This is a genomic window from Paenibacillus glucanolyticus NBRC 15330, from assembly GCF_004000885.1.
GTDB classification, from domain to species: Bacteria; Bacillota; Bacilli; order Paenibacillales; family Paenibacillaceae; genus Paenibacillus_AQ; species Paenibacillus_AQ glucanolyticus.
In genome coordinates this window covers 70,381-95,821 of sequence record NZ_BIMC01000011.1, presented here as the reverse complement: position 1 = coordinate 95,821, position 25,441 = coordinate 70,381, and the positions used below count along the sequence as shown (strand labels likewise).

Here is a 25,441-nt window from a genome sequence, read left to right as displayed (position 1 = left end):
GTTGGTTCCTACCCTTGGGAACAGCCTTTGTGACTCCTATCTATCTATTCCGCTTGATCATGAAGCTTCAACAGCTGTGAAAAAGAATGAATGACAACATCCGAACCCTTCAGCTCCTGCTCCCCGCCAAAGCCAGCGTACTGACATCCGATGACGGTCTGTCCATTCTCTTTGCCTGCCTCCACATCCGACGACCGGTCACCTACCATCCAGGCATTCTGGATATTATGCTGATCCAGCAGTAACCGTACCAGATCTACCTTCGAAGCCGTTCCATGCTCTCCAGCACTGTAGACTCCGTCAAAGAGCGACATGATTCCTCTCGCATCAGCAATGCCCTTAACGTAATGCTCCAGACCGTTGCTGGCAACAAACAAACGGACACCGCGCTGATGAAGCTCCTCTAACGTTTCCATCACCTCAGGATACAATATGCCTGTTTTATTGTTCAACCCCTCAAGCTCCAGCTGCAGCAGCAGCTCATCTGCCCTGCGATGGGCAGCAGGCGTTCCATTCGGTATGACCTTCTTCCAGATGTCATCGAGCAGCATTCCCAAACATCCAAGCATCAGCTCCTCATCCGGTGTTTCCCCTTGATAATGCCCCTCTTCACGCAAAATGTCGAACAGTTTGTGATAGGCAGGCAGCAGCAAGGTTTCCGTCTGAAACAGCGTTCCATCCATGTCAAATATCATTGCTTCCGGCTTGATCAAAGTTGCTGTGTTTTCCAATTTGGACCTTCCCTTCGCTCCGTATAATCTGATTTTAGTCTAGTATCCCCTCATCATATAGGAACCATATCACAACTGCAAACCCCAATTCCTATTTACTTTTGGACTTCAGCCTATAAAGTATGCGTAACCAGGGGAGCTTAATCGTTGTTATAAAGATAGTGAGTTAATGTGAAAGGATGATCGACGTGCCGGGAACTCAGGAATCCGCCGCTGCGCAGCAAATCGAGCAACTGGAAACCGAACTGGCGACAGAGCTCAATCGATATAATTCAGACGAACAGGCTGCCATTCTTAAGCGAATAATCAGCCGTCTAAAAAGAGGGAGGTATGTCCGCAGCCCGATCGTGATTGTTAAGGAGATGATCAGAACGCCGCTGGTGTGGCTCCTCATGGCGATGGGAATCACGATCCCTCTGCTATTCTATATTCTGATTATCTGGGTATCGCTGGCCGTTGAAAGGTAATCTTCGACCTGGTTACTTCGGACACGTGCGCCAGATGAACAGCGTAGCTGCGCACAATACCGACTGCCATCGTTAGACGGCGCCATCCCGGCAGGTACTTACTGACTGAATCACTAGGCAAAGGCAACCGCCGAAGCTCCATCATATACAGGACAGTCTGGCAGATATTAGCCTGGCCTTATTTGTTCATTGCGTAAGCCGAAAGCAAATCGGACAGAGTCATTGTCGATTATTTTCCTCCGTCAGCCAGTCCAGCCTGTGTCTAAACTAGGCGAACGTACATAGACTGGGATATATTTGATTTTGCCGATGAAGGAGCCAGAAAACCATGAATCATGCAAAAGCGAAAGCCAAACCCAAGCACATCCCCTTAAAAAAACTTCCCCCGCTCGCCCGGATCCAGGAGTTTCCCACTGTGCGCATTCATCACGCATCTTCTTCTACGAGTCAAGCAAACGCCCCCGCTGCCCAACAAGTGAGTGCCGCATACAACGAATGCATCGATCGGGCTTTTCGGATTCCAATCTTTTTGAGCACGGCCAATTCGTTGAACAACGTGCAGCAGCAATTTTTCAACCGGCTGGTTTTGGAAATTGAGGACGCTTTGTTATTTCCACGCACCCTGCCGCAGAGTGAGCAGTATCCCGAGACGGTGCTGACCAACATCCGTCGTCTGGTCATCTCCAGCTACGGTATGCTGGCTATCAACTTCCGAAGATTTTTTGTGCAGATCCTGGAAGCTAACGTCGGGCAGCCGCCAACAACCACGCCGTTTTGGCAGGGCTCTACCTTTTCACAGATCGAACCGTCGATGGCTTTCCAATTTGGCCTTCCGACCTTGTTGGTCAGGGAACGGGGGACCGATACCACCAATGGGATCTGGGCAGGCGGCATCACGCCGCTGAACATTTTCGTGGAATGGGACTCCGACAATCAGACCGTGGATGAATTTTTTGGCAGCGTGCAATGGAGAGAGGTCTTTGCCAACTGGACTGCGGAGGTTAGGGGCAACTACTACCTCCGAACGGAACCTCAGTTCAGCCTGCAGATGCAGTAAGATGCACATAAAGTCCCACCGGCAGGCTGCCAGTGGGACTTTATGTATTTCCTATTTAAAAAACCTTCTTTGTCGCCCGATCATCCTTAATAATCTCTACCGCCTCCCGGAAACGGATGGCATGAATGATTTCACGTTCCCGTAAAAATTTAAGACCGTCCTGCAAATCCACATCATCCGTCATATCGATCAACCACTGGTATGTAGCCCGCGCTTTCTCTTCTGCGGCAATGTCCTCATACAAATCCGCGATAGGATCGCCTTTGGCCTGTATATAGGCTGCCGTCCATGGTACACCTCCGGCATTCTCATAATACAGCGCATGGTCGTGATTCACGTAGTGAGCGCCGAGTCCTGCAGCTTCCATCTCCGACACCGTTGCATCCTTCGTTAATTTAAATACCATGGTGGCAATCATCTCAAGATGTGCGAATTCTTCAGTCCCGATATCATTAAGCAGCCCAATGACCTTGTCAGGAATGGTATATCGCTGATTCAGGTAGCGGAGCGCTGCCGCCAGCTCGCCATCGGCACCTCCGTACTGCTCAATCAAGAACTTCGCCATTCTTGGATCACATTTACTTACACGGACCGGATATTGAAGCTTCTTTTCATATACCCACATGGGCTCTTCCGCCTCCTTGTTCTCGCTTTTCCTCTTGAGGGCTGCATGCCGTTCGTGAAGGAAGTTGCAGCCCGAGTGACGGCACCATTAAACCTGCCAAGGCCAGGGGCCTTGAGCCCATTCAAAGGGATATTTAGAAAATGCACGGCCAAAATTTTGCAGGGGTCCATACAGCTCTTGAAATTGCTTCGCAAGTACCGTCCTTTCCTGTGTCAGCTTGTTAAACTGCTCAATACTCTTCAGGTCATCCGGATGAGTATCCAAAAACAGATTCAGCTCCACCAGGACAAAATCCAATGCCTGCAGCTGCTCTAGCAATTCGTAATACTTCAGATCACCAACCTGGGGTTTGGCTTCATTCACGCCGCTCACTCTCCTTTAAATTTTCGCGAGGTATACGGACTATATAAGGATGGCCACAACGTTCCGTATCTCAACGCTTCGGCAGGGCTGAATTGCGGCAGTCCAGCCGGTTGAAATACGATATACTGGTTAACAGGGACAACGTACGATCTGTAGAGTTTGGGAGGGCAAGGATCAAACGGGGAATGAAAAACCGGGTAGACACGTACCTCTGGATTCTCCTTCAAGGGTATTCCTCCTTATGTTTTACTATCCGTAATATCAAGGACTCTTCGTAATTAACATATGTCCTTCGCCCAGAAAATGAACTCCAAATTGACAAAAAAACCCTCATCCCTGGAATATTTCCGGGAAAAGGGTTCTTTTCAAGTTGTCCTTAAAATTTAATTTTGATTTGGAACAAGCCTGCTTTGCGCATCGCTGAGTAGATAATGACGACTAATGGACCGATAAAAAATCCGATGACGCCAACCAGCTTAAATCCGACATACATGCTGACCAGAGCAGGTAATGCGCCTATACCAACAGCATCACCGATGACCTTCGGTTCCAATACACGGCGGATCACCGTAATCAGAATGAACAGGAAGATCAAGCCGAGCCCTGTGAAAACATCACCTGTTGCAAGCAGATACACCGACCATGGCACCAATACGGACCCTACGCCCAGAATCGGAAGAATGTCGACAATCGTAACAAGCAGAGCGATTGCCAGCGGGTAGTTAATCCCTAATATCAGCAAGCCCAGCAGTGTGATCACATATGTAAACAGACTGAGTATCAGCTGTGCCCGTAAAAATCCGAAAATTGATTTTTTCAGGCTGAGCAGCACTTCATTCACCTGCGACTGCGATGTCTCATCAAACAGGGAGAGCACTCTTTCTCGCATCGTATCCAGACTGAAGGCAAATAAGTACACGGCCACGCAGAACACGATGAAGGTTACAAACAGGTTAGGCAATGTTTTGGCAAAGGACAGGAATGTCGATGATACCGAATTGACAAGCGACTGCACATAGGAAGAAATATTCGACATAAACTCGGTCAGACTGTCTGCAAGTCCCGGCGAAATGCCGTTCAGCATGTCTTGAGCTTGTATAATCGTATGCTGAAGGAATTCGTTAGCCCCTTCAAAATATTGCGGAGCCCGGCTCCAGTACTCAACCAGCTGGTTAAACACCTGCAGGCCGATTAAATAGGCTAATAGCAGCAGCAAGAGAAGGAACAGTGTGCTTGTAGCGGTGGCCGCCGCGATCCGATTGAGCCGCAGCCTTTTCATTAAGAGCCGATTTAACGGCTCCAGTGCAATAGCAATGACAATGGCCAACAAGAAGGGAGCTCCCACCGTAAACATTCCGTACAGCAAGAAGAGCCCCAGGCCGATAAATATCAGCTGCTTAATCGACATAATCCACTTCCTAACAAATAGAGTCTTGCTAGTTCTAAGTGAAGCTGCTATCCAGCTTCTGATGAATCATGACGCGGTTTACACGAAAACGGGTTGACTCCTCCACTTCGAAGACCACTCCATCGAATGTCGTTTTCTTCCCGACTGCCGGATTACCTTCAAGTTCCTTGAATAACCAGCCGCCAATGGAATCAACATTATGCTCCTCAATCATTAATCCGGTTAAATCATTCACTTCTTCAATGAGCATTCGCCCATCCACCGAAAAGTACTCATCGTACACTTCCATTTCCGGACGTTCATCTTCAAATTCATCGTACAGGTCACCGACGATCTCTTCCAGAATCTTCTCGGCTGTGAGTATGCCGGCAGTTCCCCCATACTCATCTATCACAAGAGCAAGCTGCTCATGCTTCGCTTGCATCTGACGAAGCACCTTGCTGATCTCCGTCGATTCCGATACGTCCATAATCGGTCTGACCAAGCTGGCCAGATCACGCTGTTTCTCAGGATCGGCGAGTAAAAGATCCGTAATATGAACAAATCCGATGATGCGGTCCTTGTTGTCCGTTGCAACCGGATAACGGGAATGCTTCGTCTCGCTGACAATCTGCAAGTTCTCTTCCAACGTAAGATTCGTGAACAGAACGTCCATATCGGTTCTCGGCAGCATGATTTCCCTGGCTCGCAAGTCGGAGAAATCGAACAGGTTGTCCATCAGCTTCATCTCATTCTCATCGATGACCCCGCTCTTTGCACTCTCGTTCATCAGAATTCGAATCTCTTCTTCCGAGTGGGCCGCCTCGGCTTCGCTTGCCGGCTGAATACCGGCCAGCTTGAGGATACGGTTTGCGGACGCATTGAGTATCCAGATCACCGGCAGAAAAATGCGGTAAAACCAGAGCAGCGGAGCCGACAGGATCAGTGCCGTCCCCTCCGTTCGCTGAATCGCAATTGATTTAGGGGCAAGCTCCCCTAATACAATATGCAGGAAGGTGATAATACAGAAGCCGACTGCAACGGAGATTGTGCTGATCAATCGCTCTTCCGTAAAGCCAATACTGTGCATAATCGGCGCAACCAGCAAATCCGAAATTGCAGGTTCCCCAATCCAGCCCAAACCCAGTGAAGTCAAGGTGATTCCAAGCTGAGTCGCGGATAAATACGCATCCAGCTTTTGGTTAACTTTCAGCGCAATACCTGCAAGCCGGTTGCCTTCACTAACGAGCTGGGTCAACCGGGATTGACGCATCTTCACAAGTGAAAACTCCGCAGCTACAAACACACCGTTCAACAAAACGAGCAGGAAAACCAAGAGTAAATTCAAAATCAGTTGCCCGACCTCAAATTCCTCTGCCATGATGACACGCCTTCTTTCTAGGGTTCTAGTTTGTCTGTGCTTTTCTTGACTTGAAATCCACACCCCGATAGTACATGTCAGCTACCAACAAATTCGGGCCGCAGCAGCTTACTGCATCACAATGACAGTTGACGGTTTGATTTAACGGGTGGCCGGTCGACCATTCGTCAAAAATATCGTCCAGCTTCTGTTCCTTAATATTACCAAAAGCCGGGATATCAGCAAAATCCGTAACATACACGTCACCCGAGAATAAATTCACATTCACCCGGTTGCGGCCATCCGGATCATTGCGAACCGTTACATTAGGCTCTTGCCGCAGGCGGCGGATGATCTCCTGATCGTGAGCATCGAAGCTGCACGCATAAAAAGGCAGCGTTCCGAACAGCATCCACATCTCAGGGTCGCGCACATCCAGCAAATGCTGAATGGCGGCCTTCGTATCCGCTAAGGACAACACAGGCAGAGCAGAAGCAAAGTTCGATGCATACATCGGATGGACTTCATGCCGCTTGGCGCCCATGTCCTTAATCAACCTGTGAATGCCTCCCAATTTGGTATGCGTTCGGTAGTTAATCATGGATTCAGCGGAGATGTACATTCCCGCTGCACTCAATTTTTCCGAATTGAGAAGCATCGTATCATACATCTTGTATGCTTTTTCCTTAGAAACAGGACGCGCACTATTCGCAAATCCGACTTCATAGAAGTCGTCCCCGTTCAAATAATTAAAGGAGATATGCATAACATCCAGATAGGGCAGCATCTTCTCGTAACGGCTGATATCGAGCGTCAAATTAGAGTTGATCTGGGTCCGAATTCCCCGATCCCTGGCATACTTAAGAAGGGGAACAATCACGTTGTCCACCGTCTTGCCGAGAAATGCCGGTTCCCCGCCGGTCAAACTGATCGTCTGCAGATGCTCTACCTCGTCGAGCCGCCTCAGCATGGTATCAAGTGGCAGCATCGGAGCTTCCTTCATGACAAGCATATCGCCAACAGCGCAATGTTCACAGCGCATATTACAAAGATGCGTCACTGTCATTTCCACGCTGGTCAGCACATGGCGGCCATGCTCACGCAATGAAGTTATCGGATCCCACGGATCATAACTCGGCGAAATGGGCCTCAAGGCTGATGGAAATGGCTGTGCTGTATTACTCATGGTTCACTCACCTTACTTCTTTGAATTACCGATTCTATCAGTACAACTTACATGGATGTACTTACGGTTGTTGATCATGTCCATTATATGATTATAACATACCCGTACAGAAGGCTTGTGTTTCATTCTTGGTGAATATCAGCCGGTTTCCCTTCCGCGATCAGGCGTATCCCTGGCAGCAGGCTTATATCGAGGAAACATCCAGTTTGGACTCCACCAATTGGCTCTGCCCAGCATTTTCATGAATGCAGGAACAAGCAAAACACGAATCACCGTAGCATCCAGAAGAACAGCCGCAGTTAAACCTAAACCGATCGCTTTCATGACTTCATTATCCGTAAATACAAAGGCACCCACAACGACAGCCAGAATCAGGGCAGCACTTGTGATCAGCCCACCCGTGCTCTCCAGACCTTCGGCTGTACTGTATTCATTATCCCCCGTCCGCTCATAGTTCTCCATAATCCGAGAGAGCATCATGACTTCATAGTCCATGGATATGCCAAACACAACACAGAATATCAGTATCGGCAAAAGTGCAAAAATGGATCCTGTTGAGGACACGCCCAGCCATTCTGCGCCTATCCCCTCTTGAAATACCCACACAACGATCCCGAGTCCCGCACCAAGGCTGAGCAGGTTCATCACACTCGCTTTTAACGGGAGCACCATCGATCGGAACGCTATAAGGAGAATGACGTAAGTCACTACAAATACAAAGGTAAGGACAAACGGAATATTCTGATGAATAACGTCAATGATGTCCAGTTTATAAGCAGGGCTACCTGTTACATAGGTTGTCAGGCCCAACGCATCCATCGTTCTCAAATCCCGGACAAGCTGCGTTGTTAACGCATGAGATTCACCGTATTCCGGAATCACAGCTACTGCGGCCATCTCTCCCCTTACGAAACGATGCTGTTCCAGCTGCTGGCGAATATCTGCACGAGACAAATACTTGGACACTTCATCGATGGACCCCCGCCCGATGCTCAGATAGCTCTCCACCCGCTTCACGCCCGGCATGATCCTGATTTCATCCGTATATGCCTTCATCTGCTCGATGCTGCGCAAATCCTCATAAGAGGCAGGTAGCTCCACAGCAACAACGATGGAGTTTAGTTCACGCTCATCATAAGCCTGTGCAAGCAGGTCATGGCCATAACGGGATTCATAGGCTGGAGGCAGAACCTCGGCAGCCGGGATCTCGATGTTCATGTTTCGTACCGGATAAATGGCCAGCAGAAGCGCACCGATCACAGCTATCGAGATCGTCACAGGATGAGCCATGACAAACCTGGATAGTTTTCTCCACATGCCTGAAGTCTGCTGTGCACGGAAGTGCCGGAATTTAGCCGGGAATAGAGGGAGTGTATGAATGCGGGGTCCCAGTAGCCCCAACAGTGCAGGAAGAAGCGTGTTGCCTGCCAGAACCGATAACAGCACCACCGTAATGCCGCCAAGGCTAAAGGAACGGAAAATCGGCAGATTGATAAAACCCATGGCCACAAAACCGATCAATACAGCGGCTCCGGAGAACATGACCGCTTTGCCGGCTGTTGCACAAGTGACGGCCAAGGCACTTTCCACGTCTCCGCTGCGCGCTTGCATCTCTTCTTTGAATCGGCTTACTACGATCAGAGCATAATCAATACCTACAGCCAGACCCAGCATCGTGACAACATTCGGAAGAAAATTACTGATCGAACCGTCAGCCATGGCAACAAAATACAGGAGCCCCATCGTAACAACCACGCTGACCACGCCTGCGATCAGCGGAAGGATCGCCGCGGTCAATGTGCCGAAGACCACGGCCAAAATGATCAAAGCTGCAGGTATGCCAATCATCTCGGCTTGGATTATGTCGCTTTTGACAGCTTCATTCATATCGGCGAATATGGCCGTATTTCCGGTTATGTAAGTATCCGCTCCCGTAATGGCAGGGACCGATTCCCTAATCTCATCAAACTGTAACAGGGCTTCCGAGGAGTCCAGGTCCAGCAGCACCGTCACCGATACGATATGGTCCTGACCGGCTCTATGAGCTGCCATATTCATATAGATATCTCTCACGTAAGGACGGGAACGCAAAGGCTCCAGCTCCGTTAGAATACGCCTATGCGCCATGCCTGTTGTCAGGTTCTCATCACTGTTGCTGACCACGACAATATCCAGCGAGGCTGCCGAAAGCCCCAGCCCTTCTTCCAGCTTTTCAATCCCGATCTGGGCGGGACTATCCTCCGGTGTAAATCCGTTATGCTGCAATATGGAGGGAAGTTTAAATGCAAAAGGAAGCAGCCCGCAAAACAAAATAAGCCAAGTTACAACAATGGCTTTACGGTAGCGATATATCTGTCGCCCCCATGTATGCAGCAATGTTGTACGGCCGTTACGTTTCACGAGTCAACCTCCTTATAGTCAAGTTTGATCTATGGTGCTCTGTCCGATTCCGGCAATCATGATCGCCAAGGTTTCGGATAAATCCAATTCGTACGGAGCCGAGAGCGGCGTTCCGTCCCCATCCGTTAAGACACGAACCACCGGCCGATGGGGCACATGCGCGTGGATTTTGGATACAACCCCGCTTTCACCCGTGTGCAGCTTCACCGTTATCCCTGGAGGATATATTGCTACGCGGTCGCGGAACATGGCCAGAAATTGCTGTTCATACAGCGTTCCCGACCCGGCATACATGACCTCTACCGCTTCATGCGGCAGTAAGGCAGGCTTGTACACCCGCTGCGTTGTCATCGCGTCGTAAGAATCCGTAATGGCAATCCATTTGGCATATTCATGGATATCAGGGCCTTTCAATGCTCTTGGATAACCGCTGCCGTCCAGACGCTCATGATGCGATAGCGCGCAATGAGCCGATAACAGCGGAATATTGGGCTCGTCCTTTAATATTTTGAACCCGATTTCGGTATGCTTCTGGATCTCGCGAAATTCCTCCTCGCTAAGCCGCCCGGGATGCTGCAGAAGCTTCTGGGAAATCCTGGTCTTGCCAATATCATGGAGCAGAGCCCCCAGACCGAGAACTCGAAGCTCCTCCCGGTTATATCCGTAGGACACGCCAAGAACCGTTGAATATAAACATACGTTTAAGGAATGGCGGTACAGATTGTAATCATTCGTATTCATATCGGTCAGCAGCACCATGCACTCATCATGTCCCGATATTTCATCCATGATCGATTCCATCATTCCCGAAAATGTCTTGCCCAAATGAAGAAAGCTGCCTTTCAGACTCGCTTGACTCTCCAGGTTCTTGAAGCTGGTTCGAATCGACAGAATCGCCTGAAGCCGTGTTTCTTCCGTCAATAACTCCGGAACCACGATATCCTCTGTCACCGCATCCTCGATATATACATATCCCAATTCTAATGTGCCAAGTCGGCGGATCAGTCCAGTCGTCAGTTCAACACCTTCAGCAAGCAGGACCAAACCGTCGCTATTGTATATTCTTTTACCAAGTACCATTCCCGGCCTCAACGCATGGATAGGTATAAGACGCAAATCCGTCACTTCCTCTGCTATTCTCAAACTTGTGTGGGATATAGCGTCTAGTCTTCAGTCGATCACTATACGAAGAAGCCGGACCACCTCTTTGCCTACGATCTCTAGTGCATAATAAACAGCCAGAAAACAGCGGCGAGAACAAAACGGTAGATCGCGAAATGAGTGAGTCGTATCTTCTGTATAAGCTTCATGAAGGCCAAGACGACAAAATAAGCGACAACAAACGAAACGATAAATCCGGCGAGAAATACACCAATCGTATCTGAAGTAAAATATGGATAAGAATCCAGCAATTCATAACCGGATGCAGCACACATAATAGGAATTGCGATAAGAAAAGAGAAATCAGCCGATGCCTTGTAACTCACTCCGCTGAGCATGCCGCCGGAGATGGTCGAGCCCGAACGGGAAAAGCCCGGCCATAATACCGATATGATCTGATAGACACCAATCAGAAGTGCCTGCTTGTATGTCAATTCGTCCAGATCGTGTGAAGTCACTTGAACTTTATTTTTGTTGTACCATTCTGCAAATATCATGAAAATACCGCCCGCAACAAGTGCAAATAATACAGTTTGGGCATGAAACAGGCTCTTGATGAAATCCCTCGCAAAAAACGCTACCAGCAGCGCTGGAGCAATACCCAAAAATACATGAATCAGATTCAGTTTTTTGCGCGGCGCCTTTTTGTTCAAAGATTCACTTCGACTCCAGCCCAGCAGGTTCAGAATACGATTCCAGTAAACAATCGCAATCGCCAAAATAGCGCCAAGCTGAATAACAATTTCAAATGTCTTCATGATCGCTGTTTGATCATCGTACCCTAACACCTTGGCTGTCAAAATCATGTGGCCTGTGGAAGACACCGGAATGAATTCCGTTAATCCTTCCACAATCCCCAGTATAATAGCTGTTATAAAATCCATGTCCATCCCCTCCCTAACCTTTGTCCTCATATGTATGCTCGGCCAAAGGAAGTTAGTCGGGGGTTGTCAGGATATCCAGCGTGAAATCAAGGTCTCTTCAAGCGAGCCGGGGCGCGAAAGTTCTTTTCGCAGCAAATCTCGGATAAACTCCGGCAGCATGTAAACCGTATCCTTGCCAAGTGCCAGCGTCTCGTATCCGATTTTGAAAGTGAACATGTCCAGCGTCCCCACTTCATATTCACGTTGTCGATCCAGCGGCTGTCCCTGGATGGAGATATCGGTGATCTTGTGATACGGCTCTCCCTGCTTATCGTAGTGAATGCTTAATCCGTCTACGGCAAGCCCGCCTAATATATAGCCGCGAAAGCCGAAACCGAGTATTTTCTTGCTGCTAAACTCCTGGAGTAGACTCTCTTCAAGCGCCTGGTAGATATGTTCCCCAAGCAGCTTCACTACACAGGGGTTAATGGGGGAAGGACACAAACCATGGAGCATTCCCGTACTGATCTCGCCCTCCGGCAATGGACCGAGCAGCTGTCCCGAGTTAACGATGGCAAGTTCTGCCCCTGTGTGCTGAAGCACGGCCTGAGCCAGCAGGTTTGCAAACGGCGACTCCTCTTCATAATGGATCGGCAGACTCCGATCTATAACGGCAACAGACTCCGTTAATCGCTCCCTTGCCAACTCATGATGCCTCATGATCGCTTGTTCGACGATCGGCTCCATCACGCTCTTGTCAACGGGCAGAAGGCTGCCCTCAATACAAGTAAACCGCTCCTCCACATGGCTGTGCTGCATAACGATTCGACCAACATATTGTCCGAATTTGCCTGCACCGCATACGGCGGTATTTCCGATCATCAGCGGTTCCTCTAAAATATGATGGGTATGACCGCCAAGAATGACATCAATGCCTTCGATAGTCTCTGCCAATCTTTTATCAATCGTTAGACCTAAATGGGATAGAACAATAACGATGTCGCACTTGTCCTGAAGTGCCTCTACTTGTTCAGCAATGGCCTGCACAGGATCCTCAGCTTCCCAGCCTAACAATTGATAAAATCCTGCAAAAGCAGCGGTTGCGCCAGTCAGCCCGATTCGGATGCCTTCCCGCTCAAGGATGACATGCTGTTTCATCCATGAAGGAGGAGCGCCGCTTATCGTCTCATGAATGTTGCAGCAGACGACAGGACATTGCAGTCCGGCGTAAACACTCTCCAAGATGTCATAGGGTATGGTCAACCCTTCATTATTGCCAATTGTAATCGCGTCGTATCCTGTCAGATTAATGACATCCACGTTGGCTTGGCCCATGGAGCCTTCCGTTTCCACCGAAGCCCGGTCCATATGATCACCGATATCCAGTACGATAGCAGAATCGCCGGCAGCCGTCTTTTCCCGGGAAATAAGTGCCGCCACCTTACTCATCATTTCAAAATGGCTGTGTATATCGTTGGTATACAGTATGGTAAGCGTCTGTTTATTGCCTTGTATCCCCATCTGGCGGCCCCCCTCCCCATGTTCGTTTTACGATAATTTCCGGTCTATCAAGCATAACATTTTAGCGAAGAATATGGTATATTGTAGCCCATAAGAATTACGAGGTGATAAAGATGTCGACAACCATTCCTTTACTGCTATTCGCCGGACTAGCTGATCGGATCGGCACCGGTTCGCTTGCCTTCAACGTACCGGGCCTCCCGCTTACAGCCGGCGAATTAAAGTCGCTTCTCAGCGAAGCTTATCCTCATGCCAAATCCCAGATTGCCACCGCTTTTGTAGCGGTCAATCAAGAATATGCCCTATCGAATCAGCTTATTCAGATTGGCGATGAGGTTGCTCTCATTCCGCCTGTATCCGGCGGTGATGGAACAGAGGGGGATGCCCCTGACTCGAAGTCCTCCACGGATGGGAATTGCCTTATCACTTACGACAAGCTGTCTGTAGAAGAGGCTGTAGCCAAAGTCCATGATGCAAATCATGGAGCTACACTTTCATTTATAGGAACCACCAGGGAAATGACCGGCGAGATGCGTACGGTTACGTTGGAATATGAGGCCTACATTCCGATGGCATTAAAAGAAATGCAGCAAATCTGTGCAGACATCCTCTCACAATGGCCTGGTACGCAATGCGCGATCTCTCATCGAATCGGTACCGTTGGCATAGGTGAAACCAGTGTGGTCATTGCCGTGTCCTCTCCCCATCGGGCATCCTGTTATGATGCCAGTCGCTACGCCATCGAACAGCTGAAGCGCTCCGTCCCGATATGGAAGAAGGAGATATGGGACGATGGGTCGGAGTGGAAAGGACCGCAGACTGGACCCTGGGACCCAATGATTAGGCAATAAGTCGTGATTATATCATTGTAAAACCATAATTTTCTTGCTAAGATAGTTTTGATCTTTTTACTTACTATAAGGGCAAGAGGTGCAATGATTTGAGAGTACATGTCACGGACCTGATACCCGGTGATCAAATGCAGCATGATGCTTACAACAGTAACGGCGTTCATGTTCTACAAAAAGGAGCAACACTTCGAATAGAGGATATATCCAAGCTGCTGCAGCACGGCATCGATTACATTGAAATAGAGCCACGGGCATTGACTGTATCCCTCGATCCATTATCTGAAATTTCAGATTCATTCAACAAGGTGAAACCACAATTCAATCTCGCATTCAACGGATGCTCCACCCTGTTCACGGAAGCATCTCAGTCCGGAAAGTTCAATGAATCCGTTGTAGACGATGTCTTCAAACCTTTGGTCGGCTCTCTGGATGAGCATACGGATGTCGTATCCCTCCTTCTCCTCTTTAACGGTAAAGATGATTACACCTACCGGCACTCCATTCAAGTAGGAATGTTATCGTACTATATAGCGGATTGGATGGGATATTCCCAAAAGGAAGCTTACGATATTGGCAAAGCCGGTTATCTCCACGACATTGGCAAGAGCAAGATTTCAAGAGATATACTGGACAAGCCTGGCAAGCTCACCCCTGAAGAGTTTGAGGAAGTGAAGCTGCACACCATCTATGGTTACGAGATGATCTCGGAATCCATGAATGATAAGATTACCGCAATGGTTGCCCTGCAGCACCATGAGCGGGACGATGGCTCCGGTTATCCCAGAGCACTCCGTGAAGATCAGATCCATCCATATGCCCAAATATGCGCTGTGGCGGATGTGTATAGCGCGATGACAACGAACCGGGTGTATCAGTCCAAGCAGCAGCTGTTAACCGTTCTTCGGGAGCTCTACAGCCTCAGTTTCGGTAAGCTGAACGGCAAGCCTACACACGCCTTCATCCAGCAAATGCTTCCGAACTTTATTGGCAAAAAAGTTCAGCTGACAACCGGTGAATCGGGCATTATTGTGATGAACAATCCCTCGGATTACTTCCGTCCGTTGGTGAAAACCGACGACCGGTTCATCGATCTTTCCAAGGAATACAATACGGCGATTCTGGAGATCCTCCTGTAATCTGTAAACCGCGTTTTTCTATGGTTACGTCCTTTTCGAATTCATTTCGATATATACATTTGAAATAAAGGTTCCCCGGCTGGATGAGAGATTCACCACCGGGGAACCTTTTCATATTTTCAAGGGAAGGTGTGATATTTCTCACATCCGATCCCTCCTGGTTTCTGGCAGAATATAAGACGTATCCCGATAACCTGAGCACGCAAGCATAAAAGTCACACTAGATACATCATGGGACCGTTCCTGTCAAAATGAATGGAGAAGGACACCAGGCTTTCCCCTTCTCTGTGGGCTATAATAATCGGGATTAAGCAAAAAAAGGGGCAAACCACTCGCATGTGAGTGATTTGCCCCTGTGTTTAGGATTTAACCGATGGAACCTTCCATCTCGAACTTGATAAGACGATTCATCTCTACCGCATACTCCATTGGGAGTTCTTTGGTGAACGGTTCGATGAAGCCCATAACGATCATTTGTGTAGCTTCAGCTTCACTGAGACCACGGCTCATAAGGTAGAACAATTGATCCTCGGAAACCTTGGATACGGTCGCTTCATGCTCCAGCACGATATTATCGTTCTTGATTTCATTGTAAGGAATCGTATCGGATGTAGATTCGTTATCCAATATGAGTGTGTCACACTTAATGTTGGCTTTGGCGCCTTCCGCGTTGCGGCCGAAGGAGGCAAGTCCGCGGTACGTTACTTTACCGCCGTGCTTGCTGATGGATTTGGATACAATGGTAGACGTTGTATCCGGTGCCAGGTGAATCATTTTAGCCCCTGCATCCTGATGTTGGCCTTTACCTGCTACAGCGATGGACAATACCATCCCTTTAGCGCCGCGGCCTTTCAGAATAACAGCTGGGTATTTCATTGTAAGTTTGGAGCCGATGTTGCCATCAACCCATTCCATCGTTGCATTCTCTTCAGCAACCGCACGCTTCGTAACGAGGTTGTAGATATTAGGTGCCCAGTTCTGGATCGTTGTATAACGAACGCGAGCGTTCTTTTTACAGATGATCTCAACTACCGCGCTGTGAAGCGAGTTCGTGCTGTAGATTGGAGCTGTACAGCCCTCTACGTAGTGAACAAAGCTATCTTCGTCCGCAATGATCAGGGTACGCTCAAACTGTCCCATGTTCTCGGAGTTGATGCGGAAATATGCTTGCAGCGGAATTTCGCATTTTACACCTTTTGGAACATAGATAAAGCTTCCGCCGGACCATACGGCACTGTTAAGTGCAGCAAATTTGTTATCCGTTGGAGGTACCACCGTTGCAAAGTATTCTCTCAAAATTTCCGGATGCTCTCTGAGCGCCGTGTCGGTATCCATGAAGATGACACCTTGATCCTCAAGATCCTTCTGCATGTTGTGATAAACAACCTCGGATTCGTACTGTGCGGATACACCGGCCAGGAACTTCTGCTCTGCTTCCGGAATTCCTAATTTGTCAAAGGTTTCTTTGATCTCGGTAGGTACTTCCTCCCAAGTCTTCCCTTGCTTATCAGAAGGTCTTACATAATACTGGATATCGTTGAAATCGAGCTCGTCGAGGTCGCCGCCCCAGCGAGGCATTTGCATTTTCTCGAACTGCTCCAGTGATTTCAGGCGAAATTCCAGCATCCATTCCGGCTCGTTCTTGATTTTGGAAATTTCCATAACGACTTCACGTGTCAAACCTTTACCGGTTTGAAAAATAGCTTTGTGCTCGTCGCGGAAACCATATTTATACTCTTCCATTTCTGGTGCTTTTTTAGCCATTTAACTTACCTCCCTATCGATCTATTATCGTTCGCTTACTTCGCGTCTATTCCTTTTCGGAGTGCGTTCCACGCAAGTGTTGCACACTTAATGCGGGCAGGAAATTTATTAACACCGGATAGGGCTTCAATGTCCTCGTACTCTTCAAATTCCACAGCCTCACCTTTCATAAGGGAGGAGAAGCGGTTCGCAAGACTAATTGCTTCATCAAGCGACTTGCCCTTTACAGCATCGGTCATCATCGAAGCGGAAGACATGCTGATGGAACAGCCTTCGCCTGTATATTTGGCATCGGCAACTACGCCGTTCTCCACCTTCAGCTGCAAGGAAATTCGATCTCCGCAAGTCGGATTGTTCAAATCGATGGTTACCGCATCTTCATCAAACTTTCCGCGGTTGCGGGGGTTCTTATAATGATCCATGATGACACGTCTATACAAATCGTCAAGTTGCATCGCCGAAATACTCCTTTGTCTGGATTAAGGCGCTAACTAACCGATCAACGTCCTCCTCTGTATTATACAGATAAAAGCTAGCACGTGCCGTAGATGATACTTTTAACCAACGCATAAGCGGCTGACAACAATGATGTCCTGCTCGAATCGCAATTCCTTGTGCATCAAGTACCGTGGCTACATCATGCGGGTGAACGTCTCCAAGATTGAATGTAACGAGACCGACCTTGCGTTCGCGTGGACCGTATATCGTAATCCCTTCAATCTCGGACATGCGGTTCATAGCGTAAGCCGCAAGCTGAGTCTCATGCTGTTCGATCGCGTCCATTCCGATTTCTTCCAGGAAATCGATAGCAGCTCCAAGACCGACAGCCCCTGCAATGATAGGCGTGCCCCCCTCAAACTTCCAAGGGAGCTCCTTCCAATTCGATTCGTACAATCCAACATCATTGATCATCTCGCCGCCGAATTCGATCGGCTCCATTGATTCCAGCAGCGCCTTCTTGCCGTATAATGCGCCGATGCCTGTTGGAGCACACATCTTGTGGCCGGACAAGGCGTAGAAATCGCAATCCAAGTCCTGAACGTCCACCTTCATGTGCGGTGTGCTTTGAGCGCCGTCAACCACAACAACTGCACCGTGGCGATGGGCGATTTCCGCGATTTGTTTTACAGGATGCACAATGCCCATGACATTGGATACGTAAGCAATCGCAACGACCTTCGTCCGTTCGGTAACGATGGCCTCTACATCCTCGACCCTGATCGAGCCGTCAGGCTGCAGAGGAATATATTTCAGCGTAGCGCCAACGGCCAGAGCCGCTTGCTGCCACGGAATGAGATTACTATGATGCTCCATTTCCGTCAGGACAATTTCATCCCCGGGACCGCATACAGAGCGTGCGTACGACGAAGCAACCAGATTCAGTGCCGTCGTTGTACCGCGGGTAAAAATAATCTGTTCCGAACTCTCGGCATTAATGAAACGGGCAACCTTCTCCCTGGCTCCTTCATAAGCGTCGGTAGCACGGCTGCCGAGCGTATGAACCCCGCGGTGCACATTGGAGTTCTCCCACTCGTAGTACCGCTTGACAGCATCTATGACTACCTGCGGCTTTTGAGATGTCGCGGCATTGTCGAGATATACCAGCGGATGTCCGTTAATCTCCTGATGAAGGATGGGAAATTGCTCACGGACGGAGGCTATCATTGTCCCAGCTTCCTTTCAACAAGCCCCTGCAGCTGATCGCGAAGTCCCTCAAGCGGGATTTCACTTACAACCGGAGCCAAGAAGCCATATATAATCAAGGATTCAGCCACTGTACGCGAGATACCGCGGGACATCAGGTAATAGACTTGCTCCCGATTCACTTGTCCGACGGACGCTGCGTGTCCTGCCGTTACATCGTCCTCGTCAATCAACAGGATCGGGTTCGCGTCGCCGCGGGCTTTCGGGCTGAGCATCAGAACGCGCTCGGTTTGTTGTCCGTCCGCCTTCGTTGCACCCTTCTCGATCTTGGTGATTCCGTTGATGATGGCCTGGGCTTCTTCACGCATGACCGCGCGAGTAATCATCTGGGATTCAGAGCTCTTGCCAAAATGCTTCGCTTGCGTCGTGTAGTTAATCTTCTGGGAGCCGGAACCAACTGCAATGATTTTTGCATCGGAGGTTGAGCCATTGCCCTTCAGAATACTCATGGTGTCACTTGCTGTATCCCCATCATTCATCTCGCCGACGATCCATTCGATGGAGGCATCATTCTCCAGCATCGCGCGGCGGAATGTAACATCCGTTACCTCGCCGGTCAATTGGTGTACGGAAGCATACCGAACCTTCGCGCCATTTTTAACGAATACTTCCACCGCTCCGTTGTGCGTTACCGGCGCAGTCAAGGAATCCGATACGTAGTTATCCACATACGTAATCTGACTGTTCGCTTCCGCTACGACCAGAACATGCGGAGCAAATGTCGCTTCGGCATCATCACTCAGCATAACGGCCTGAAGCGGAACATCCACCTCTACGTTTTTGGGAACATAGAGGAACACCCCGCCGTTCCATACCGCAGCATGCAGAGCAGCCATCGAATGCTCATCGTTCTTAAGCGCTTGGTGCAGATAAGGTTTAACCAAATCCGCATGCTCTTTAACCGCTGTTTCCAGATCGGTAAAGATAACGCCTTTTGCAGCAAGTTCCGGTGCCAAGCTTACATGCACAGTTCCCGAGTTGCGTTGAATAACCAGACCGCCTTCTCTTGAACCTTCTACAAGTTTAGCAACTTGTTCAGGCAGATCATCAAGGGAAGCAAGTTTCTTGCTCTCTTTATATTCACCGTAGCTTTGAATGTTCCAGCGTTCAATACGCTGTTTCTCCAGCTTGGGCAGTTCCAACTGGCCAGCCAGTTCCAGAGAAGCCAGACGGCTGTCTGTCAGCCAAGTCGGCTCCTGTTTACTTTCGGACAATGCCTTCAGAGCCTCAGCGTTGACCGGAAGAATGGTTTGTGTAGTCATATCGTTTCCTCCTCCCGTCTATTTACGCGTCTTGACCTACAGTTTCATCAGTAATGCCCAGCTCTTCTTTAATCCAGTCGTAACCCTCAGCTTCCAGACGCTCCGCCAGTTCAGGACCGCCGGATTTCACGATGCGGCCTTGCATCATAACATGTACATAATCTGGCGTGATATAGTTAAGCAAACGCTGGTAGTGGGTAATAATCAAGAAACCGCGTTTTTCCGATTTCATGGCATTCACGCCGTTCGCTACAATTCTCAAAGCATCGATATCAAGACCGGAGTCGATTTCGTCAAGAATTACAATTTTCGGATCCAGCATCATCATTTGCAGGATTTCGTTACGCTTCTTCTCACCGCCGGAGAAACCTTCGTTCAGGTAACGATGGGCAAACTCAGGGTTCATCTCGAGCTCTTTCATTTTGCCTTCCATTTGACGGATGAATTTGATCAACGAGATTTCGTTACCTTCGCCGCGGCGCGCGTTGATGGAGCTGCGCAGGAAGTCGGAGTTCGTAACACCAGCGATTTCACTAGGATATTGCATAGCCAGGAACAGACCGGCGAGTGCGCGCTCATCAACTTCCATATCCAGCACATCTTCATCATTCAACAAAACTTTACCGTCTGTAACTTCATATTTAGGATGACCCATCAAAGCGGAAGCCAACGTACTTTTGCCTGTGCCGTTTGGTCCCATGATGGCATGAATTTCTCCGCCCTTCATCTCAAGGTTGATCCCCTTAAGGATCTCCTTGCCTTCGATTGTTGCTTTCAATCCTTCAATGACAAACTTGGTTGACATATTAGATTCCCTCCGTTAGATAGGTAGTGTATTTTTGTCCTATATGATAACAGGATTTGGACGCCCTGATTTCATAAATAAAAAATAATTATTTATTTATAATCATTCTAAACTGATTATCAATGATTCTCAAGCCATTTTATAATAAAATATGACGTATTTCAACCGGACAAGCGTTTTAGAGACAACATTCGGACAACCAAAACGCTTAAAAAACAGGCTTGACCGATAGACCGGCCAAGCCTGTTTTAATCTGCTCTGCTCATCCTGTAGTTGCTGATGCTTCTAGTGTCGTCACGGCATCAGTCACCGGCGTTAACGCTCGTTGACAAACGGTGTTATAGTCATCATCATGTTGAGCTGTACAGGCGCACGTTGGACGAGCACCCTAAAGCTCTGCAAATACAAGTCATGAACATGGCATCGCTACATTAATATTCACGAATTATCCAAGGAAAGAACGCAGCATCCACATATGCTTCTCAAGATCAGCCTTGAAGCCTGTGAACATATCCGCTGTAGGCGCATCTCCGGCTTCCTCAGCCATTTCGATACCTTCTGTCAGCTCTTCCGATACGGTAGCAAAGTCCTCAATCAGGGCTTGTACCATTCCGCGAGTATCCTCGTTGCCGGAAGCTTCCTGAACCGTTGCAAGTTCCAAATATTCTTTCATGGTTGCTGCAGGCTTGCCTTTGATCGACAGCAGGCGCTCCGCAACCTCATCCATTTTAAGTGTAACTTCATCGTACAGTTCCTCGAACTTGACATGAAGGGAGAAGAATTGCTCTCCTGTTACATACCAATGATAATTATGAAGTTTGACATAGAGCACGTTGAAATTCGCGACCTGTTGGTTCAACAGCTGCTCTAAGCTGGAGTTTTTTGTTTTTCCTGCAGATTTGCCTGATGTAGTTTTTGCCATGGTTAATCCCTTCCTTTTCTATATGAAATGCACCCTGTACTGCGACAAAGGAATATGCTGCAGATTGGTGTATACCCATTGTAACTGGAACCTTCTGCTAATGCCATTCCTTCATTAATATATAAGTACATCCTGAGCTTGGGCGTCTATTTGTAGTTTACCCTTACGGCTGCGAAGCGAATCAGATTCACCAAACTTAAGGCTTGCCAAAAAGTTATACAAAATTTGCGAAAAAACGTTATACTAGGTAATACCAAGCAAAAAAGTTGGCTTTGTTTTTCTTCTATTCTATTTGGGGGTGACCATCCATGTCTGCATACCATCCGCTGAACGCGGAAGAAGCTATACAGTTAGCAAAAAGTATACCGGGCCGTTTCCCGGACCATGCCGAACTCGAATGCCGCGAAATCGGCGACGGCAATCTGAATCTGGTGTTTCATGTCACCGCCAAAAATACGGCTGATAGTATCATTATCAAGCAAGCCGTTCCTTATGCAAAAGTTGTAGGTGAATCCTGGCCGCTGTCGCTCGACCGTGCCCGTATTGAACGTGTGGCGCTGGAGACGCAGTACTCCCTCTGCCCGAACCTCGTACCGAAAGTATACGGCTATTCGGATGAGCTCGCCTACACCGTGATGGAGGACTTGAGCGAGTATACCATCATGCGCAAAGGTCTTATTGAGGGCATCGCCTATCCGAAGTTTGCCGAGCACATTGGCGAATTCATGGCCAGAACGCTGTTCTATACATCGGATCTCGGGATGAACCAACAGGAGAAGAAAGTACTTGCCGGCCGTTTTGTGAATCCGGATTTATGCAAAATCACCGAAGATCTGATCTTCGAAGATCCATACCGCGAATCCTCCAATAATAACTATCCGGACCATATTGCCGATGAGGCGGAGGCGCTTCGTACGGATCTGCCTCTCCACTTCGAAGTGGCTCTGCTTCGCGAGAAGTTCCTGACTCACGCCCAAGCCCTGCTGCATGGGGATCTGCACACAGGCAGCATCTTCGTCACGCCGGAATCAACCAAGGTGATTGACCCGGAATTTGCTTATTTCGGGCCGATGGGCTTTGATATCGGCGCCGTGATTGGCAACCTGCTGCTCAACTATGCCGCTCAGCCGGGCTGGAGCCAGGACGAGTACACGCAAGCGACCCGGGAGGCAAGGCTCCTCGAAATGGCAAGCGACGTGTGGAATCACTTCGAGAGCAACTTCCGCATGCTGTGGAATGATGACCTGTTGGATGAGATGTCTCGTACGCCTGGATATCAGGACTACTACGTATCGCAGATATTGAAGGACACCGCAGGATTTGCCGGCTGCAAGATGATCCGGCGCATTGTTGGGCTGTCCCACGTTGCGGATATCGATACCATTGCCGACGATACCGCCAGAGAAGCGGCGCAGCGCAAAGCACTGGCGATCGGCAAGAATCTTGTTCGCCATCACCGCAGCATCAAATCCTTCGAGGATATCCTGACTTTGATTCAACAAGCAACTAAAGGAAATGAGGTATCGATATGAGCGGTATAACTACCGGCAACTCCAGCACCTATGAGCCGCTAAGCTCCGTATACTGGTTTGGGGACCATCTGGTCCTGCTTGATCAGAGATTGCTCCCGGAAGAAATCGTGTATCTCAAGCTTTCAACACCGGAGGAGGTGTGGGAAGGCATTCATTCCATGAAGGTCCGCGGCGCACCGGCCATTGGAATCGCGGCAGCATTCGGCGCCGTGCTGGGAGGCATGCTGTACGAAGCTGAAGACAGCGAGGGATGGCTTCAGCAAGTTGTAAAGACCTGCGCTTATCTCGCCACTTCCAGACCGACGGCTGTTAATCTGTTCTGGGCACTGGACCGTATGAAACTGGCTGCAGAAAAACTCGCAGCAGATAAGCTTGATACAGCCGCGCTAAATGCAGCATTGCTCGCTGAGGCTGAGGCCATTCGTTCCGAAGATGAAGAGGTATGCCGCCGGATCGGGGAAAATGCACTGCCATTCTTCAAGGATGGCATGGGCGTCCTTACCCACTGCAATGCGGGCGGATTGGCAACTGCCAAATACGGCACAGCCCTGGCACCGATGTATCTGGCTCATGAGCAAGGCTTGAACATCAAGGTGTTCGCAGATGAGACAAGACCTGTACTGCAAGGCGCCCGACTAACCGCTTTTGAGCTTCAGCAGGCCGGTATCGACGTTACGCTGCTGGCAGACAATATGGCCGCCATGGTCATGTCCAAAGGCTGGATCCAGGCGGTCATCGTCGGTACAGACCGTGTAGCCGCAAATGGCGATGTCGCCAACAAAATCGGAACGTATGGGGTAGCCGTTCTGGCGAAAGCCCACGGCATTCCTTTTTACGTGGCTTGTCCGCTGTCTACGATTGATCTGAACACGAAGACAGGTGCCGATATTCCGATTGAGGAGCGTCCTGCCGAGGAAATCACAGAAGGTTTTGGCAAACGCACGGCTCCGCAAGGCGTAAAAGTATACAATCCGGCCTTCGACATCACACCGAATGAATATGTCACAGCAATTATTACCGAAAAAGGCGTCGTACAGGCTCCTTATCATGAGAGCTTGAAAAGCTTGTTTGAATAGTCCTGTCGCTGCATATGCAAGTCAATTCAACTAAAACGGACAACCGGTTGAAAAACCCGATTGTCCGTTTTTTTCTTGTCCGCCGCTTCAATGCAGCTTACTTACATATTTCATATAAAAAAGAGCGATCCGCTTGGACCACTCCTCAGCCCCTGAAACAGGCCCTATAACATCCGAAGAATTGCGTCCTTGCCAGCCAAGCCTGGATGGATACCCCATTTCTCCGCTTCCAAGGTTACGGATTCGAGCGGTGCTTCCAGCAGCTGCTCGAGTGTGCGTACCCCAACGGCTCTTGCGGCAATGATTTTGCGGTCCGCAAGCTGTTCGTTCAGAAGACCAACATCCAGCGCACCACACATAATATAGCCGCGGGAAGTATATACGGCCAGCAGCGTAGTTTTGGGCAGCTTAACCTCAACCCCCATAACGGTATGTCCTTCAATTTCGATTGGCAGTAAAGTCACCAATATAAACAAACCTCCCCTCACATCGGCTTAGAATTATGTTTATTCTCCGTGAACCGACATGGTGCGAATGTCTCTGATATCTGGGCCTTCTCCTGCATACAAGTGGTACGAATGTCTCTAGATCAATAGAACAATCATGAAATACGCATGACATTAGGACTATGAAAATCTGAAAATTATGGTATATTTGATTCAGTAGAAACAATGTGAAAGCTGGTGAATAATAAAAGCTATGAACACAATTCCTGTCACCGATGATAACGGCTTTTTATTCAACGTTGATATTCTGGTCAAGAGTCCCTCCAACGCACTGGCTTTGCAATATTTGCTGGAAATGCTGAACGACAAGGCTGAGGTCGTCGATTTCCGGGTTAAATCCGGGATGGAGCTTGGAGAGATTATCAACACTTTGGTTCAAGCCAAGAAAAAATCCGTTATCAGCAAAGCCTCTCAGAAGATGGCTTCTGCAACTTCTCAGAATAAGGAAAAGCCCGCTCCGCCCCCTGCGACATCCTCGCCGGAAAAAAAGAAGGTCGCTGCCAGCGTGCCTTCTGTTCAAACTCCACTCACCGGAAACGATCCCTTTGAATGGATTAAAGTATATAGTAAGGAGAATCGCCTTGTTCGCTTGACAACCAACCGCCACGGCAAGCAGACAAGTCTTCCCTGCCGGATTCTCAACTATGATGAAAGCAATTTTCTGGTCAACGTCTATCATGTGGATGAGAAACAGGTTTATACCTTCAAGCTTAATGAAATAGACGAATTCAGTGTCAGTTAACAGGGTATACATTTAACCGG

General features: G+C 48.8%; 25 protein-coding genes. 7 read left to right on the top strand and 18 right to left on the bottom strand.

The annotated features are described in order from the left end of the window. Positions 1 to 44: 44 nt before the first annotated feature. A complete protein-coding gene (locus PGL02S_RS16820; RefSeq protein ID WP_036643316.1) occupies positions 45 to 731 on the bottom strand; it encodes an HAD family hydrolase in 687 nt (228 codons plus the stop codon). 179 nt (positions 732 to 910) lie between these two features. Here PGL02S_RS16820 and PGL02S_RS16815 point away from each other — a divergent pair, with 179 nt between their 5' ends. Both PGL02S_RS16815 and PGL02S_RS16810 read left to right on the top strand, forming a co-directional pair. Continuing rightward, positions 911 to 1,198, top strand: a complete 288-nt coding sequence (locus PGL02S_RS16815; protein ID WP_173937139.1) for a hypothetical protein — start codon at positions 911 to 913, stop codon at positions 1,196 to 1,198. A gap of 328 nt (positions 1,199 to 1,526) precedes the next feature. Beyond that, complete coding sequence (locus PGL02S_RS16810) at positions 1,527 to 2,255, top strand: hypothetical protein (RefSeq protein ID WP_081742845.1); 729 nt, start codon at positions 1,527 to 1,529, stop codon at positions 2,253 to 2,255. A gap of 55 nt (positions 2,256 to 2,310) precedes the next feature. Here PGL02S_RS16810 and PGL02S_RS16805 read toward each other — a convergent pair whose 3' ends face one another. From PGL02S_RS16805 to PGL02S_RS16760, 10 genes are all read right to left on the bottom strand, one after another. Further along, a complete protein-coding gene (locus PGL02S_RS16805; RefSeq protein WP_006212065.1) occupies positions 2,311 to 2,880 on the bottom strand; it encodes a manganese catalase family protein in 570 nt (189 codons plus the stop codon). A gap of 87 nt (positions 2,881 to 2,967) precedes the next feature. Next, positions 2,968 to 3,243, bottom strand: coding sequence for a spore coat protein CotJB (locus PGL02S_RS16800; protein ID WP_006212066.1), 276 nt, complete (start codon positions 3,241 to 3,243; stop codon positions 2,968 to 2,970). Between the two features lie 5 nt (positions 3,244 to 3,248). Then, the gene (locus PGL02S_RS16795; RefSeq protein WP_006212067.1) at positions 3,249 to 3,470 is read right to left on the bottom strand and encodes a spore coat associated protein CotJA; all 222 of its coding nucleotides are present in this window, start codon (positions 3,468 to 3,470) and stop codon (positions 3,249 to 3,251) included. A 149-nt stretch (positions 3,471 to 3,619) separates the two neighbouring features. Beyond that, positions 3,620 to 4,651, bottom strand: coding sequence for a sporulation integral membrane protein YtvI (gene ytvI, locus PGL02S_RS16790; protein WP_006212068.1), 1,032 nt, complete (start codon positions 4,649 to 4,651; stop codon positions 3,620 to 3,622). 34 nt (positions 4,652 to 4,685) lie between these two features. After that, the gene (locus tag PGL02S_RS16785; protein ID WP_036643321.1) at positions 4,686 to 6,011 is read right to left on the bottom strand and encodes a hemolysin family protein; all 1,326 of its coding nucleotides are present in this window, start codon (positions 6,009 to 6,011) and stop codon (positions 4,686 to 4,688) included. Between the two features lie 25 nt (positions 6,012 to 6,036). Next, a complete protein-coding gene (yfkAB, locus tag PGL02S_RS16780; RefSeq protein ID WP_036643322.1) occupies positions 6,037 to 7,176 on the bottom strand; it encodes a radical SAM/CxCxxxxC motif protein YfkAB in 1,140 nt (379 codons plus the stop codon). A gap of 138 nt (positions 7,177 to 7,314) precedes the next feature. Next, the gene (locus tag PGL02S_RS16775; protein ID WP_036643323.1) at positions 7,315 to 9,576 is read right to left on the bottom strand and encodes an MMPL family transporter; all 2,262 of its coding nucleotides are present in this window, start codon (positions 9,574 to 9,576) and stop codon (positions 7,315 to 7,317) included. 18 nt (positions 9,577 to 9,594) lie between these two features. After that, the gene (locus tag PGL02S_RS16770; protein WP_036643324.1) at positions 9,595 to 10,692 is read right to left on the bottom strand and encodes an HD-GYP domain-containing protein; all 1,098 of its coding nucleotides are present in this window, start codon (positions 10,690 to 10,692) and stop codon (positions 9,595 to 9,597) included. A gap of 104 nt (positions 10,693 to 10,796) precedes the next feature. Further along, positions 10,797 to 11,621: an undecaprenyl-diphosphate phosphatase gene (locus PGL02S_RS16765; RefSeq protein WP_006212072.1), complete on the bottom strand. Its 825-nt coding sequence runs from the start codon at positions 11,619 to 11,621 to the stop codon at positions 10,797 to 10,799. Between the two features lie 66 nt (positions 11,622 to 11,687). Further along, positions 11,688 to 13,121, bottom strand: coding sequence for a bifunctional metallophosphatase/5'-nucleotidase (locus PGL02S_RS16760; protein ID WP_036643325.1), 1,434 nt, complete (start codon positions 13,119 to 13,121; stop codon positions 11,688 to 11,690). Positions 13,122 to 13,234: 113 nt separating this feature from the next. On the opposite strand from PGL02S_RS16760, the gene PGL02S_RS16755 reads away from it, so the two are divergent. Both PGL02S_RS16755 and PGL02S_RS16750 read left to right on the top strand, forming a co-directional pair. Beyond that, positions 13,235 to 13,972 (top strand): molybdenum cofactor biosynthesis protein MoaE, encoded by a 738-nt coding sequence (locus tag PGL02S_RS16755; RefSeq protein WP_036643326.1) that lies wholly within the window; start codon positions 13,235 to 13,237, stop codon positions 13,970 to 13,972. 89 nt (positions 13,973 to 14,061) lie between these two features. Next, positions 14,062 to 15,108, top strand: coding sequence for an HD-GYP domain-containing protein (locus PGL02S_RS16750; RefSeq protein WP_036643327.1), 1,047 nt, complete (start codon positions 14,062 to 14,064; stop codon positions 15,106 to 15,108). A gap of 366 nt (positions 15,109 to 15,474) precedes the next feature. On the opposite strand, the gene sufB is transcribed toward PGL02S_RS16750, so the two are convergent. From sufB to PGL02S_RS16720, 6 genes are all read right to left on the bottom strand, one after another. Continuing rightward, complete coding sequence (gene sufB / locus PGL02S_RS16745; protein ID WP_006212076.1) at positions 15,475 to 16,872, bottom strand: Fe-S cluster assembly protein SufB; 1,398 nt, start codon at positions 16,870 to 16,872, stop codon at positions 15,475 to 15,477. A 35-nt stretch (positions 16,873 to 16,907) separates the two neighbouring features. Further along, positions 16,908 to 17,327, bottom strand: a complete 420-nt coding sequence (sufU, locus tag PGL02S_RS16740) for a Fe-S cluster assembly sulfur transfer protein SufU (RefSeq protein ID WP_036643375.1) — start codon at positions 17,325 to 17,327, stop codon at positions 16,908 to 16,910. Beyond that, positions 17,317 to 18,537, bottom strand: coding sequence for a cysteine desulfurase (locus PGL02S_RS16735; RefSeq protein ID WP_036643376.1), 1,221 nt, complete (start codon positions 18,535 to 18,537; stop codon positions 17,317 to 17,319). Before PGL02S_RS16735 ends, sufU begins: the two co-directional genes overlap by 11 nt. After that, on the bottom strand, positions 18,534 to 19,838 hold the full coding sequence (gene sufD, locus PGL02S_RS16730) for a Fe-S cluster assembly protein SufD (RefSeq protein ID WP_036643377.1): 1,305 nt from the start codon (positions 19,836 to 19,838) through the stop codon (positions 18,534 to 18,536). Before sufD ends, PGL02S_RS16735 begins: the two co-directional genes overlap by 4 nt. A gap of 22 nt (positions 19,839 to 19,860) precedes the next feature. Next, complete coding sequence (sufC, locus tag PGL02S_RS16725) at positions 19,861 to 20,643, bottom strand: Fe-S cluster assembly ATPase SufC (protein WP_063455949.1); 783 nt, start codon at positions 20,641 to 20,643, stop codon at positions 19,861 to 19,863. 445 nt (positions 20,644 to 21,088) lie between these two features. After that, the gene (locus PGL02S_RS16720) at positions 21,089 to 21,565 is read right to left on the bottom strand and encodes a Dps family protein (RefSeq protein ID WP_006212081.1); all 477 of its coding nucleotides are present in this window, start codon (positions 21,563 to 21,565) and stop codon (positions 21,089 to 21,091) included. Positions 21,566 to 21,873: 308 nt separating this feature from the next. Between PGL02S_RS16720 and mtnK the strand changes: the two genes are divergently transcribed. Then, a complete protein-coding gene (mtnK, locus tag PGL02S_RS16715) occupies positions 21,874 to 23,097 on the top strand; it encodes an S-methyl-5-thioribose kinase (protein WP_006212082.1) in 1,224 nt (407 codons plus the stop codon). Then, positions 23,094 to 24,173, top strand: a complete 1,080-nt coding sequence (gene mtnA, locus PGL02S_RS16710; protein WP_036643378.1) for an S-methyl-5-thioribose-1-phosphate isomerase — start codon at positions 23,094 to 23,096, stop codon at positions 24,171 to 24,173. Before mtnK ends, mtnA begins: the two co-directional genes overlap by 4 nt. A 164-nt stretch (positions 24,174 to 24,337) precedes the next feature. Here mtnA and PGL02S_RS16705 read toward each other — a convergent pair whose 3' ends face one another. Beyond that, on the bottom strand, positions 24,338 to 24,640 hold the full coding sequence (locus tag PGL02S_RS16705) for a YunC family protein (protein ID WP_006212084.1): 303 nt from the start codon (positions 24,638 to 24,640) through the stop codon (positions 24,338 to 24,340). A 232-nt stretch (positions 24,641 to 24,872) separates the two neighbouring features. Here PGL02S_RS16705 and PGL02S_RS16700 point away from each other — a divergent pair, with 232 nt between their 5' ends. Beyond that, positions 24,873 to 25,421, top strand: coding sequence for a hypothetical protein (locus PGL02S_RS16700; RefSeq protein ID WP_152825399.1), 549 nt, complete (start codon positions 24,873 to 24,875; stop codon positions 25,419 to 25,421). Positions 25,422 to 25,441: the final 20 nt, after the last annotated feature.

What these genes read in the sequence shown, in the direction of transcription:
- PGL02S_RS16735 (WP_036643376.1), bottom strand. Translation starts at nt 18,537, where the DNA reads ATGATAGCCTCCGTCCGTGAGCAATTTCCCATCCTTCATCAGGAGATT.
- PGL02S_RS16760 (WP_036643325.1), bottom strand. Translation starts at nt 13,121, where the DNA reads ATGGGGATACAAGGCAATAAACAGACGCTTACCATACTGTATACCAAC.
- sufD (WP_036643377.1), bottom strand. Translation starts at nt 19,838, where the DNA reads ATGACTACACAAACCATTCTTCCGGTCAACGCTGAGGCTCTGAAGGCA.
- PGL02S_RS16700 (WP_152825399.1), top strand. Translation starts at nt 24,873, where the DNA reads ATGAACACAATTCCTGTCACCGATGATAACGGCTTTTTATTCAACGTT.
- ytvI (WP_006212068.1), bottom strand. Translation starts at nt 4,651, where the DNA reads ATGTCGATTAAGCAGCTGATATTTATCGGCCTGGGGCTCTTCTTGCTG.
- yfkAB (WP_036643322.1), bottom strand. Translation starts at nt 7,176, where the DNA reads ATGAGTAATACAGCACAGCCATTTCCATCAGCCTTGAGGCCCATTTCG.
- mtnK (WP_006212082.1), top strand. Translation starts at nt 21,874, where the DNA reads ATGTCTGCATACCATCCGCTGAACGCGGAAGAAGCTATACAGTTAGCA.
- PGL02S_RS16755 (WP_036643326.1), top strand. Translation starts at nt 13,235, where the DNA reads ATGTCGACAACCATTCCTTTACTGCTATTCGCCGGACTAGCTGATCGG.
- sufC (WP_063455949.1), bottom strand. Translation starts at nt 20,643, where the DNA reads ATGTCAACCAAGTTTGTCATTGAAGGATTGAAAGCAACAATCGAAGGC.
- sufB (WP_006212076.1), bottom strand. Translation starts at nt 16,872, where the DNA reads ATGGCTAAAAAAGCACCAGAAATGGAAGAGTATAAATATGGTTTCCGC.
- PGL02S_RS16815 (WP_173937139.1), top strand. Translation starts at nt 911, where the DNA reads ATGATCGACGTGCCGGGAACTCAGGAATCCGCCGCTGCGCAGCAAATC.
- PGL02S_RS16805 (WP_006212065.1), bottom strand. Translation starts at nt 2,880, where the DNA reads ATGTGGGTATATGAAAAGAAGCTTCAATATCCGGTCCGTGTAAGTAAA.
- PGL02S_RS16720 (WP_006212081.1), bottom strand. Translation starts at nt 21,565, where the DNA reads ATGGCAAAAACTACATCAGGCAAATCTGCAGGAAAAACAAAAAACTCC.
- PGL02S_RS16810 (WP_081742845.1), top strand. Translation starts at nt 1,527, where the DNA reads ATGAATCATGCAAAAGCGAAAGCCAAACCCAAGCACATCCCCTTAAAA.
- PGL02S_RS16785 (WP_036643321.1), bottom strand. Translation starts at nt 6,011, where the DNA reads ATGGCAGAGGAATTTGAGGTCGGGCAACTGATTTTGAATTTACTCTTG.
- PGL02S_RS16765 (WP_006212072.1), bottom strand. Translation starts at nt 11,621, where the DNA reads ATGGATTTTATAACAGCTATTATACTGGGGATTGTGGAAGGATTAACG.
- sufU (WP_036643375.1), bottom strand. Translation starts at nt 17,327, where the DNA reads ATGCAACTTGACGATTTGTATAGACGTGTCATCATGGATCATTATAAG.
- mtnA (WP_036643378.1), top strand. Translation starts at nt 23,094, where the DNA reads ATGAGCGGTATAACTACCGGCAACTCCAGCACCTATGAGCCGCTAAGC.